At 65.9% G+C, this 11,519-nt stretch carries 12 protein-coding genes; 4 read left to right on the top strand and 8 right to left on the bottom strand.

Going from position 1 to position 11,519, the window contains the following annotated elements:
• Positions 1-98: 98 nt before the first annotated feature.
• From AHIS1636_RS08095 to AHIS1636_RS08115, 5 genes are read right to left on the bottom strand one after another with little or no spacing between them, the layout of a single operon-like run.
• Entirely contained in the window at positions 99-848 is a 750-nt protein-coding gene (locus AHIS1636_RS08095) for an SDR family NAD(P)-dependent oxidoreductase (RefSeq protein WP_264795315.1), read from the bottom strand.
• A gap of 26 nt (positions 849-874) precedes the next feature.
• Complete coding sequence (locus AHIS1636_RS08100) at positions 875-1,654, bottom strand: SDR family NAD(P)-dependent oxidoreductase (RefSeq protein WP_264795316.1); 780 nt, start codon at positions 1,652-1,654, stop codon at positions 875-877.
• Complete coding sequence (locus AHIS1636_RS08105; RefSeq protein ID WP_264795317.1) at positions 1,651-3,006, bottom strand: MFS transporter; 1,356 nt, start codon at positions 3,004-3,006, stop codon at positions 1,651-1,653. Before AHIS1636_RS08105 ends, AHIS1636_RS08100 begins: the two co-directional genes overlap by 4 nt.
• Before the next feature lie 8 nt (positions 3,007-3,014).
• The gene (locus tag AHIS1636_RS08110) at positions 3,015-3,893 is read right to left on the bottom strand and encodes a polysaccharide deacetylase family protein (RefSeq protein WP_264795318.1); all 879 of its coding nucleotides are present in this window, start codon (positions 3,891-3,893) and stop codon (positions 3,015-3,017) included.
• 23 nt (positions 3,894-3,916) lie between these two features.
• Positions 3,917-4,885, bottom strand: coding sequence for an asparaginase (locus AHIS1636_RS08115; RefSeq protein ID WP_264795319.1), 969 nt, complete (start codon positions 4,883-4,885; stop codon positions 3,917-3,919).
• A 170-nt stretch (positions 4,886-5,055) separates the two neighbouring features.
• On the opposite strand from AHIS1636_RS08115, the gene AHIS1636_RS08120 reads away from it, so the two are divergent.
• Positions 5,056-6,057 (top strand): LacI family DNA-binding transcriptional regulator, encoded by a 1,002-nt coding sequence (locus AHIS1636_RS08120; RefSeq protein WP_264795320.1) that lies wholly within the window; start codon positions 5,056-5,058, stop codon positions 6,055-6,057.
• Between the two features lie 110 nt (positions 6,058-6,167).
• A complete protein-coding gene (locus AHIS1636_RS08125) occupies positions 6,168-7,259 on the top strand; it encodes a glutamate--cysteine ligase (protein WP_264795321.1) in 1,092 nt (363 codons plus the stop codon).
• Positions 7,260-7,395: 136 nt separating this feature from the next.
• Here AHIS1636_RS08125 and AHIS1636_RS08130 read toward each other — a convergent pair whose 3' ends face one another.
• The gene (locus tag AHIS1636_RS08130; protein ID WP_264795322.1) at positions 7,396-7,617 is read right to left on the bottom strand and encodes a hypothetical protein; all 222 of its coding nucleotides are present in this window, start codon (positions 7,615-7,617) and stop codon (positions 7,396-7,398) included.
• Between the two features lie 369 nt (positions 7,618-7,986).
• Here AHIS1636_RS08130 and AHIS1636_RS08135 point away from each other — a divergent pair, with 369 nt between their 5' ends.
• Positions 7,987-8,565 (top strand): gluconate 2-dehydrogenase subunit 3 family protein, encoded by a 579-nt coding sequence (locus AHIS1636_RS08135; protein WP_264795323.1) that lies wholly within the window; start codon positions 7,987-7,989, stop codon positions 8,563-8,565.
• Positions 8,562-10,148 carry a GMC family oxidoreductase gene (locus AHIS1636_RS08140; protein ID WP_264795324.1) on the top strand — a complete coding sequence of 529 codons (1,587 nt, stop codon included), beginning with the start codon at positions 8,562-8,564 and terminating at the stop codon, positions 10,146-10,148. The genes AHIS1636_RS08135 and AHIS1636_RS08140 overlap by 4 nt, the downstream gene beginning before the upstream one ends.
• Before the next feature lie 107 nt (positions 10,149-10,255).
• Here the strand turns inward: AHIS1636_RS08140 and AHIS1636_RS08145 are convergent, their stop codons facing one another.
• Together AHIS1636_RS08145 and AHIS1636_RS08150 are read right to left on the bottom strand one after the other, a co-directional pair.
• Complete coding sequence (locus AHIS1636_RS08145; RefSeq protein ID WP_264795325.1) at positions 10,256-11,044, bottom strand: IclR family transcriptional regulator; 789 nt, start codon at positions 11,042-11,044, stop codon at positions 10,256-10,258.
• Between the two features lie 130 nt (positions 11,045-11,174).
• Entirely contained in the window at positions 11,175-11,495 is a 321-nt protein-coding gene (locus AHIS1636_RS08150) for a putative quinol monooxygenase (protein ID WP_264795326.1), read from the bottom strand.
• Positions 11,496-11,519: the final 24 nt, after the last annotated feature.

The raw sequence follows: 11,519 nt of genomic DNA on the forward strand, positions 1-11,519 counted from the left end.
CTCAGAGGTGAGTCCGTTGAGATTGGCATAAGCCGTGAGACGGGAGACGGCCGTTCCGCCGGGGCAGGCTCCGCACATGGTTGCTTCTTTCTTCCGGGTTAGGGCATGACGTCGCCGCTGTTGGGCCCGAGAGTCTGACCCGTGTACAGGTCGCCGCCGGGGGAGGACGCCAGCAGCAGCGCGGTCGGGGCCACTTCATGGGCCTGCCCGAAGCGGCCGATAGGCAGCTCGGCCTGCTTGGCGGCCTTCCAGTCCGGGGAGAGCCCGTCGATCAACGGGGTGACAATCGGGCCCGGGGCGATGACATTGGCCAGGATGTGGTGCGGGGCCAGTTCCAGCGCCAGCGACTTCGTGAACCCGATGACCCCGGCCTTGGCCGCGGTGTAGTGGGCCAGATTGACTCCGCCCTTGATGCCCAACTGTGAGGCGATGTTGATGATCCGTCCGCCGCCGCGCTTGACCATTTCCGGTGCGGCCCACCGGCAGCTGAGGAAGACGCCCTTCAGGTCCACCTCGAGGGTGCGGTCGAAAGTCTCCGGGCTCATCTCCAGGAAGGGCGTCTCGTCAAGGATGCCGGCGCTGTTGACTAGGATGTCGATGCCCCCGTGTTCGGCCGCGGCGGCAACCACGGCCGCCCGCACCCCGTCGCTGTCGGTGACATCCGCGGCGTGGTAGGAGGTGTTGGTCCCATAACCGGCGCATTCGGCGGCGATTTCCTTGGCGTGCTGTTCGTTCAGATCCAGCAGAGCCAGGGACGCGCCTTCCTGGGCGAAAAGCCGGGCGATGGCCGCTCCCATGCCGCTGCCGGCGCCGGTGATGACGGCAACTTTTCCAGTGAGTTGGTTCATGTTCATATCCTGTCGTAGCGGTTCAGTCAGGAGGGCCAGCGGACAGTGAGGCCGCCGTCGACGATGATCTGCTGGCCGGTGACGTAGGCAGAGTCGTCGCTGGTGAGGAAGCGGATCACCCGGGCTGCCTCGTCGACGTTGCCGACGCGGCCCCAGGGGATGAGCCGGCCGGCCTCGTCCAGGCCCTTGCGGCCCAGGGAGTTGACGCCGTCGAGGGACTGCGGGCTTTCGATCAGTCCCGGGATGACGGTGTTGACCCGGATTTTGCGTGGGGCCAGTTCGACGGCCAGGGACCGGCACATGCCCAGCAGTCCGGACTTGGCGGCCGCGTAGTGGCTGTGTTCCTCCCAGCCGTAGACTCCTCCGGCGATGGAGGAGGTGGCGACCATCGCGCCCGGCCCGTCCATGCGGGTGGCGCATGAGCGGAAGGTGCGCATTACGCCGGAGAGATCCACGGCCATCATGTCGTCCCAGGCCTGGTCGGTCATGTCCTCGAGCGCTGCCCGGCGCAGGATTCCGGCGGCGGCGATGGAGATGTCCAGCCGGCCAAAGACGTCCAGCGCGGTCTGAGCAAGCGTCTCGGTGCCGTTAATGCTGCGAACATCCACCGGCACCGGGACGCACTTGCCTCCTGCTGCTTCCACCGCCTGGACGGTTTCGTTGACGTCGTGCGGGTCGGCTGGCAGGTAGCCGACCACAGAGTGGGCGCCGGCGCGGGCGTACGCGACGGCCAGTGCCTGACCGATGCCGCTGCCGCCGCCCGAGATGACCGCGACCTTTCCTTCAAGTCCGTCGTCGCGGATCATGCCGAAACCTCCTGTGCCTTCTTGTGGTCGCCGATGCGGTTGGTGGTACGGGTTCCGAGCATGAACAGACCCGAGAGCAGCATGAACAGGGAGCCGGTCAGGATTGCCGCGGTCACCATGGGCAGTCCTGCCGTGAGCAGGATGCTGAGCAGGCCGGAGCCCACGATGCCTCCGATCGGGGCCATGACGTGCGCGACGTTGGTGCCGGTGCCGCGCACGTGGGCAGGGAAGGACTCGCCCATGTAGAACAGCAGGGCGGAGTACGGACCGGTCAGGAAGAACAGGGTCAGCGCGTACAGGGGGATGATGAAGGCTTCCGTTCCCGGGCCCAGCAGCATGATCAGGCTGACGGTGCCGCCGGCGGTCCAGCCGAGCACGACGGTGAGCTTGCGGCCGATGCGGTCGCCGAGCCAGCCGTGGAAGACGTAGCCGCAGAATCCGACGGCGTTCGCGAGCACGAGGATGACCAGGGCGTTGTCGAAGGAGACCTGCTTGGCCTCGACGAGTACCGTGGTGCCCAGGACCGCGAACACCTGAATACCGATCCAGTTCGCGAACCACGCCAATGACAGGCAGATCGTATGCCGGCGCAGCTGGGGCGTGAAGACATCGCGGAGCCGGGCCTGATGGTGGCTGCCTTCTTCCAGGTCGTGTTCGGCCGCCAGCGCATTGGCGCCTTCGATGTCGCCGGCGGCACGGCGGCGCTTGACCTCCTTCATGGCGGCGAAGGTGGGTGATTCGGGCAGCTTGAGCGCCATGACGACGACGATCAGGGACAGCACGGCGGCGACGACGAAGCTCCAGCGCCAGCCGATGACCGGCAGCAGCAGTGCGGACAGGCCGGCGGAGATTAGCGCGCCGATCGGCCAACCGCCCTGCACCAGGCTGTAGAGCAGGCCGCGGCCCTTGGCTTTCTTATAGATCTCGTTGAGGTAGACGGCGTTGACGACCTCTTCGGACATGGAAAAGCCGGAGAAGGAGCGGATGATGATCAGGCTCACCGCGCCCATGACGGCGCCGGTTAGCCCGGAGGCGACCGCGCCGCCGATCATTAGCAGGATCAGGGCCTTCTTGCGTCCCAGCTTGTCCAGGATGGTGCCGACCACCAGGGAGACGATGAACACGCCGATGGTGGCGAAGGTGTTAATGGCGGTGGCCTCGGCCGTGGACCAGCCGAAGTCCTCGCTGATGACGGGCAGCAGGGTGCCGAAGAGGGTGAAGTCGTAGACGGAGGCGACCCAGGCGATGAAGCAGACGACCGAGACGTAGGTGATGGTCTTCCTGGTAATCGGTGTATTCCAGGGCTCGACTGCCGAAGGCGCCGGCCGGGACAGGGTGGGTGGAGTGCTCATACTGGTTCCTAACGGGGGTTGCGCTTGGCGAAGTCGCGGGCGATGTCTTCCATGCAGGCGAACTCGACGCCGTCATGGCCCTGGATGTGGTCGAAGAGCCGCTCGAGCATGAGCAGGTTCTGCGGACGGCCGGAGACGTCGGGGTGGATGGTGATGGGGAAGACGGCGTAGTCCATCTCGCGGTAGACCCAGTCGAACTGGTCCTTCCAGAGCTGTTCGATATCCCGGGGGCTGACGAAGCCGTGGCTGTTGGGGCTGCCCTTGATGAACATCATGGGAGGCAGGTCATCCAGGTACCAGTTGGCGGGAATTTCGATGAGGTCGGTTTCTTGGCCGCGGACCAGTGGCTTCATCCATTCCTGGGCGGAGTCGGCGTCGTAGTTGATCTTGGTCCAGTTGTCGCCGACCCGCACATAGTAGGGGCTGAAGTCGTTGTGCATCAGGGAGTGGTCGTACAGGAAGCCGCGCTCGAGCAGGATCTCGTTGGTCACCGGGGAGAATTCCCACCAGGGTGCCACGTAGCCGACTGGTTTCTTCCCGGTGCGGGAGACGAACAGATCGATGCAGTGGTCCAGAACCTCGGTTTCCTGTTTGCGGGTCATCGCGATCGGGTTTTCGTGGCTGTAGCCGTGGACGCCGACTTCGTGGCCGGCAGCGACGGTTGCCTCGAACTGCTCCGGGAAAGTCTCGATTGAATGGCCGGGCCAGAACCATGTGACGGGCATCTGCCGGTCCGTGGCCAGTTTCAGCAGGCGGGGAACGCCGACTTCCCCCGCGAAGAGGCCGCGGGAAATGTCGCCGGGGGAATCTTCGCCGCCGTAGGAGCCCAGCCAGCCGCCGACGGCGTCGACATCAATGCCGACGGATACATAGATCTTCTTGGACACAATTCCTCCTGAGGGATGAAGGGTTAGCGGTAGAGGGAAAAGACGTGGGGAAAGTCCCGTGGGGACGTTCCGTGGGAAAGCAGAAGGGCTGCGAGGATCCGCGCCTGGAATGGATTCAGGTCTGCTGAAGGCACGGCTCCGGCGCTCACCAAGTCGGTACCGCCACCGTTGCCGTAGGTCGGCACGACCGGTCCCCAGGGCGTGCGTGTGCTCAGCACGACGGGGCATCCTCGCGCCACGGCAGAGGCGACCGATTCGGCAAAGCCGGGGCCTGCATTGCCGACGCCGGATCCCGCCAGGACGATTGCGTCGGCCCCGGCAGTTACGGCATAGTCGAACAGTTCCGTGGTCGCCCCGGGATAGACGGTGACGATTTCCACGCGGATTGTGTCGAACGCCGATGACGGCAGCGGCAGGGGCCGGCGCGTGAGCGGCAGGCCGGTGACGATGAGCTCATCGCCTGCCATGTGCGCGACTTCGCATCCTCCGGCGAAGGGATTGGCCGCCGTCGTATGGGCCTTGCGCGCTCCCCGCGCCGATCGGATGTAACCGCTGAAGGCGATGAGGACTCCTGCTCCCCGCAGCTCCGGCGATCCTGCGGCAAGCACGGCTTCCTCCAGATTGCGCGGACCGTCCGGATTGGGGCTGTCTGCCGTCCGCTGTGCGCCGGTCAGGACCACGGTCTTGGGTGAATCATGGACCAGATCCAGGAGGAAGGCAGTCTCCTCCATGGTGTCGGTGCCGTGGGTGACGACCACCCCGTCCACCTGCTCGTCCTCGAGGGATTTGTTGACGAATTCGGCAATGGTCCGCAGATCACCCAAGCCGAGCCGGTAGCTGCCGGTGGTCAGGATGTCCTGGGATACGACGCTGTCCCTGCCTGACAAACCCAGGAGCAGGACCTCAGCGCTGTCGGATGCAACCGCACCGGTGCCGCTGCCCTTCCGGGAGGCGATTGTGCCGCCGGTTCCAAAAATCTGAATGTGAGCCAATGCCCGAAACTCCCTATGTTCGTGTGCTTCGTTACACAAACGATTGAGGCAAACGTATGCCGCAAACGTTTGTGTAAGCCGCTGCAAAAGATAGTATGGGAAGACGATGTGAGGCGCAACACGTTCACGAAGAATTTACGCCGGAGGCAGGAAGGAAACACGACGGAAACATGGCTGCTGCTGAACCGGTCACGCTCAAGGTCCTCGCCAAGGAGTTGGGGCTCAACGTCTCAACGGTGTCCCGGGTGCTCAACGACCCGGCCGGGCCCGACTCGAAGTGGGCCTCCGCCCAAACAACCGCACGGATCTTCGCCCTGGCCCGCGAACGCGGTTACACCCGCAACCCGCATGCAGCCTCGCTGCGCACCGCGCGCTCAAACATGGTGGGAGTGATCGTTCCGCGCCTGCAGGACTTCGTTCTGGCCACCATGTACGAAGGAGTCGATGAGGCCGCCACCGAGCAAGGTCTTTTCACCGTCGTCGCCAACTCCCTGGATAAAGCGGAAACCCAGAGGGCCAAAGCCGAGATGCTGCTCGAGCGGCGGGCGGACGGGTTGATCTTTGGGGATGCCCATCTGACCGAGCCCTACCTCGAAGAGCTGAAGGGCCGCGGCGTGCCCTTTGCGCTGATCAACCGCACCTGCGGAGAGCACCTGTCGGTAACCTGCGATGACTACGCCGGCGGACGGCTTGTTGCCGAACACCTGATATCCACCGGACGCACCCGCTTCGGGGTCATCGCCGGCGACCCCACGACTTCCACATCCCAGGACCGTACCCGTGGTTTCCTGGACGTGATGCGCGAAAAAGGGATCAATGTTCTGGAAGACAGAATTATCCATGGGGGCTTCGATGCGGCCGCCGGCCAGAAGGCTGCCATCGGCCTGCTCGCTCACCCGGAGAAGCCCGAAGCCATCTTCGCGGTCAACGACTTCGCCGCCATTGGCGCCCTCGGGGTGCTTCAGGAACGCGGCATCCGGGTCCCAGACGACATCGCCCTGGCCGGCTTCAACGACACCCCCTTGGCTGCGGGCGTCAACCTCACCACCGTCCGCTCACCCATGCACGAAATCGGCCGCCAGGGCCTCCAGACGCTCCAGCACCTGATCGGCGGCGGCACCGTGGCCAGTACCAAACTTGCGCCCACCCTGATTGTGCGCGCAAGCGGCTAAGCCCGCCACCTTCGGACCCGGAAAGGGGAACGGCCGAAAAAGCTGATGACCGTCGTCGTTCATGGACAGAGGACGTGAGGTGCATCAGCGTCAATGTCTAAGCTGGTGCGGTGCGTACCTTCGGCGTCGAAGAGGAACTCCTGCTGGTCGATGAGGAGACCGGGGAGGTCGTGCCCCGGGTGGAAGAGGTCCTCAGCCAGGGCCGGTTTCCGGACTCCGGGATCCGGCTGGTGTCGGAGCTGCAGATGGAGCAGCTTGAGGTCATAAGTCCGGTGCATACGCGGCTCGAGGAGTTGGCTGCGGACATTTCCGCGGGCAGGTCGTTGGCCGACAGGCTGGCCAAGAGAGCGGGAGTGCGGGCGGCCGCGTTGGCAACGCCGGTTCTTCCGTTCACGCCGCATCTGTCCGGCGTGCCGCGGGTGGACGCGATGCGGGAAAGGTTCGGCCTGATCACCCGCGAGCAGCTGACGGGTGCCTGCCATGTGCATGTCGGGGTGGAGTCGGACGAGGAGGGCGTGGCCGTCCTGGACCGGATCCGCATCTGGCTTCCCGTGCTGAGCGCGCTGAGCACGAACTCGCCGTTCTGGCAGGGCCGGGACACCGGATACGAGAGCTACCGGATCCAGTCTCTCGCGCGGTGGCCGATGGCGGGGCCGGCCGAGATTTACGGCTGCGCCGACGCGTATCGTCAGCGTCTGCGGGCCCTGCTGGATACGCGGGTGCCGCTCGACGAGGCCATGCTTTACCTGGATGCGCGGCTGTCCCGCAACTATCCCACCGTGGAGATCCGCGTCGCCGATGTGTGCCTCCATCCCGGTGACACGGTACTGATCGCGGGCCTGTGCCGGGCCCTGGTCGAAACGGCTGCGAGGCAATGGCGCGTGGGAGTGCCGCCGGTTCCCGTCCCCGCAGCCGTGCTGAGGCTGGCGGGATGGCGGGCGAGCAGGTCGGGGATTGCCGGAGAACTTCTCGATCCGGAACGCGGGGTTCCGCGCCCCGTTGGTCAGGTACTCGAGGCGCTCATCGATCACCTGTCGCCGGCACTGGTCGACAGCGGAGACGACCAGCAAGTCAAAGCGCTGCTCAAACAACTGGTGAGCAGGGGAACCGGTGCCCAGTACCAGCGCCGGCATCTCCAGCAAACCGGGACGCTGACCCACGTCGTCCGGACAGCTCTGGAAGCCACCCACAGCCGTCTATGAGTTCGGCCTCCCAGCGCGTCACGTGCTGCTACCGGGGAAGCCCGCCGAATCCGGGCGGACAGCTATGCCTAGCAGCACCCTCGCCGGGGGACATCACCGGCCTACTCCCTGGGGCTAAGGTAGACGTGGATCGGGGTTAGAAGGCCGCGATGGCGACGAGTTCTTCGGTGAAGCCGTAGGGCACCTGGTCGGTCAGTTCCACGATGTACTGCCCTGGACCTGTCTTTGTGACCAGGACCCCATGCAGTCTGTCCACGGCGGCTTCGCGCTGGAACTCTTCCACGGCCGCGTTCAGCAGGCGGTGTGCTTGGTCCACCGTGCTGACGGTGATCTTCTTTTTGGCGAGTGCGGCGTTCATGCAGGTCAATCTCATTTCGGCGTTGCGGGAGAGGGCGGCTGCATCTCCGATGCTGCTGCCCGTCCCGTTCATTCTGATGGGATGGGTCCCGTACCAAACAGGTTCTTTATCGCGGGATGAGAATCGAGTGTCCGAGCACGCTCGGGAGGAAGACGCTTTTAAGGAGTGGGGCGGGCCGGTCAAACACGGTGGCTGAGGGAAGCGCCGGCGTCGCAATTTCATTCTCACCCCCCGATAAAGGGCATTGGCGCGGGAGCGGCGCACCCGACAGACTGCTGGCACCGGCTCGCGCCTTGGAGGTGGAGGATCTCCTGCGGCCTCCCGGCCGGCGAGCCAAGGCAGATACTCTCTCGACCCGAGGTGACAACGATGGTGTTTCCCGCGAAATATTCGCAGCTCAACGCGCTTGAGCTGACTGAGGAGGCCCGGAAGGTCCTGACCCGGATCATCCGGGTGGCCTTTCCGCATCCCCAGATTCCCGACGGGCCGTACGAGCGGATGATGCAGAAGATCATCGAGGTCTCGGAGGAATCCCGCTGGTTCCGGATGGCGCTCACGCAGGGCCTGATGACCTTGGACTCGCTGACCGAGGAGCATTTCCTGGACCTCCCCGACGAGAGGGCGCTGGCGGTGCTCAAACGCGTCGCAGACCTGGAGTTCTTCGGCTTCATCCGCCGGACGACGGTCCTGAACTTCTATGAGGACCCGGAGGTCTGCGAAGTCCTGGGCTACGAGGGGGAGTCGTTCTCTAAGGGCGGCTACATCAACCGTGGTTTCAACGACCTGGACTGGCTGCCCGAACCTCGCATCGAGGAGAGCGAAGAGACGCTGACGGAGGTCGGCCCGCTGCCCTACCAGCTGGCAGCCAAGTCCCCGGGCGAGGGCATTGAAGCCGTGGAAGACCTCTTCAAGGGCACCGACAAGGTCGAAGGAGCACAGTCGCTGTGAGCATCCAGGATGAATCTGCACGTTTCGATTACGACGACGATTCGGTCGTCGTCATCGTGGGGTCCGGTGCCGGCGGCGGCACGCTCGCGCACGAGCTAGTGGAGAAGGGCGTCAAGGTCGTCCTGCTGGAGGCCGGACCGTACCTGACCAACGAGGACTACGAGAACGACGAGTGGCGGGCCTTCAACCAGATGGCCTGGCTGGACCCGCGGACAACGTCGGGCTCGTGGCGGATCGCCCGGGACTTCCCGAACCTGCCGGCGTGGCTCGTCAAGGCGGTCGGCGGCACGACGACGCACTGGTCCGGCGCGACCCCGCGGTTCAAGGCCCACGAGTTCAAGGCGCGCTCTGCCTACGGCCGGATCGACGGCGCGAACCTGCTGGACTGGCCCATCAGCCTCGAGGACCTGGCCCCCTACTACGACCGCGCCGAGCAGAAGATGGGCAGCACCCACCGGCACGGGCGTCCGCCGCTGCCGGCCAACAACAACTACAAGGTGCTGGCCAACGGCGCCGAGCGCCTTGGCTACCGGCACTTCGCCACGGGCCCCTACGCCACCAACGCGGAGCCCTACGACGGCCGGCCGGCGTCCATCCAGGACGGCTTCAACTTCCAGGGCGATAAGAACAAGTCCAAGTGGTCCATCATGGTCTCCGAAATCCCGAAGGCGCTCAGGACCGGCAAGCTGGACCTCCGCCCGGACAGCCAGGCCGTGCAGATCACCCATACTCCGGAAGGCAAGGCGGACAGCGTCCTCTACATCGACGGCGAGGGCAACCTGCAGCGCCAGAAGGCCCGCCTCGTGGCCGTGGCCGGCAACGCCATCGAGACGCCGCGGCTGCTCATGCTCTCGGCCTCGCCGCTCTTCCCCGACGGGCTCGCCAACTCCTCCGGCCAGCTCGGGCGCAATTACATGCGCCACACCACCGGCTCCGTCTACGCGCAGTTCGATAGGCCGGTCAACATGCACCGCGGCGAGACCATGGCGGGCCTGATCGCCGACGAATCCCGCCACGACGTCGACCGGGGTTTCGCCGGCGGCTACTACATGGAGACCATCTCGCTGGGCCCGGCGTTCCTGGCCAGCTTCGTGGACCCCGGCGCCTGGGGCCCGGGTTTCGCCGCGCTGCTGGACGGCTATGCCAACACGGCCGGCCTCTGGATCGTCGGCGAGGACATGCCGCAGCAGGACAACCGGGTGACCCTGAACAGCACCGTGCAGGACCGGCTGGGCCTGCCCGTGCCCAACGTGCACTTCGACGACCACCCGAACGACGTGGCCATGCGGGAGCACGGCTACCAGCAGGGGTCGCTGCTGTACGAAGCGGTCGGCGCCCGCTCTTCGCACCACACGCCGCCCTACCCGTCGACCCACAACCTGGGCACGGCCCGGATGAGCGAACGTCCGGAAGACGGCGTCGTAAATGCCTTCGGGCAGACGCACGACGTGCCGAACCTCTTCGTCTCGGACGGGTCGCAGTTCACCACCGGAGCGGCGGCCAACCCGACGCTGACCATCGTGGCGCTGGCCATCCGGCAGGCCGAATACATCGCGGACCAGATGGTATCCGCGGCCCTGTAGGGCCGGCCGCTTGGAACACCGGAGGGGAGGGGCAGGTCCGGCCTGCCCCTCCCGCCGCGTGTGGCAGAAACGTGTGGCGGGGCCCTGCGGGGGAGGTGCCTGGCGGGTCAGAGCTGCAGCATCGGCGTGCCGCGCAGCGCCCGGCTCACCTTGTCCGCCGTATCGCGCAGCAGCGCTTCCGTCCGGGCGCACCGGCCGGCGAAATCCTCGGGATCCATGGAAACGGCCACGGATCCGATGGTCTGGCCGGCGGGACTGGTGACCGGCGCGGCCATGCAGGAGGCGCCGCGGATGAACTCCTCCCGCTCCACCGCGATCCCGCAGGCGAGCACGTTCCGCAGCTCGGCCTCGAGCTGGTCGGGGCTGCTGATCGTGCGGTCCGTCATTTCCGGCAGGCCGTGGCGCTCCAGGTAGGCTGCCCGCCGCTCCGGATCCATCGCAGCCAGCAGGACCTTGCCGAAGGCCGTGGCATGGGCCGCGTCGTTGAAGCCGAATCCCATCGGCGTGATGCGCGGCCGGGCGGGGGAGTCGACCACGTGGGCGACCACGATGTCGTCGCCGCGGTGCACGGCGTAGTAGGCGGCGGCGTCCGCACGGACGTGCAGCTCGCGGATGAGCCTCGCCACCGCGGGCGGCGTGCCGATCTGGCGCCGCAGCGAGCTGTCCAAGGCGTGCAGTTTGTAGCCCAGCCCGTAGCGGCTCTCGTCCTTGAGGTGGACCAGGTGCTCGGAGGCCACCAGGGTCTTGAGCAGCCGGTAGACCGTGGGCAGGGGCATGTCCAGTGCCGCCGCGATTTCCTTCGCGGACATCCCGCGGCTGTTGGACGCGACCACGTCGAGCAGCGCGAAAGCCTTCCGGACCGAGGCCATCCCCGTCAGCACATCATTGCGTCCCATGTCACATAGTGTGTCCCGCGGCGGCGGGGCACACCAAATACTAAGAACGACGGCGATCCCTCGGGTTCCGTGCGGAGGGAACCTAAGGGATCGCCGTCGCCGGGAGCGGAGCCGGCGGGGCCGGACGGGGCTACGCGACCGTGAGTTCCCCCATCCGGTCCCAGTCGCTGCCTTCGATCTGCCGGCTGATAATCTTCGGCGTCTCCGCCAGGGCCTCCGGCATTTCCTTCATGGCCTGCTGGAAGTGCTCGCTGTTGACGTGGTCGCCCGCCGCATCGTCCTGGAATGCCTCCACCAGCACGAACTCGTTCGGATTCTCGACGCTGCGCGACCAGTCGAACCACAGGTTCCCGGGCTCGCGGCGGGTTGCCTCGGTGAACTCGCGCGTCAGGTCCAGCCAACGGTCGGACCAGTCGGGCTTGACGTTGAACTTCACGACGATGAAAATCATGGGATTTGTCCTTCCGAAGTGGTG

It is taken from the genome of Arthrobacter mangrovi (assembly GCF_026011795.1).
Classification (GTDB): Bacteria; Actinomycetota; Actinomycetes; order Actinomycetales; family Micrococcaceae; genus Crystallibacter; species Crystallibacter mangrovi.

Bases quoted from the DNA above. Each gene is read 5' to 3' on its own strand.
- AHIS1636_RS08105 (WP_264795317.1), bottom strand. From the start codon at position 3,006: ATGAGCACTCCACCCACCCTGTCCCGGCCGGCGCCTTCGGCAGTCGAG.
- AHIS1636_RS08120 (WP_264795320.1), top strand. From the start codon at position 5,056: ATGGCTGCTGCTGAACCGGTCACGCTCAAGGTCCTCGCCAAGGAGTTG.
- AHIS1636_RS08130 (WP_264795322.1), bottom strand. From the start codon at position 7,617: ATGAACGCCGCACTCGCCAAAAAGAAGATCACCGTCAGCACGGTGGAC.
- AHIS1636_RS08145 (WP_264795325.1), bottom strand. From the start codon at position 11,044: ATGGGACGCAATGATGTGCTGACGGGGATGGCCTCGGTCCGGAAGGCT.
- AHIS1636_RS08150 (WP_264795326.1), bottom strand. From the start codon at position 11,495: ATGATTTTCATCGTCGTGAAGTTCAACGTCAAGCCCGACTGGTCCGAC.
- AHIS1636_RS08100 (WP_264795316.1), bottom strand. From the start codon at position 1,654: ATGATCCGCGACGACGGACTTGAAGGAAAGGTCGCGGTCATCTCGGGC.
- AHIS1636_RS08135 (WP_264795323.1), top strand. From the start codon at position 7,987: ATGGTGTTTCCCGCGAAATATTCGCAGCTCAACGCGCTTGAGCTGACT.
- AHIS1636_RS08095 (WP_264795315.1), bottom strand. From the start codon at position 848: ATGAACCAACTCACTGGAAAAGTTGCCGTCATCACCGGCGCCGGCAGC.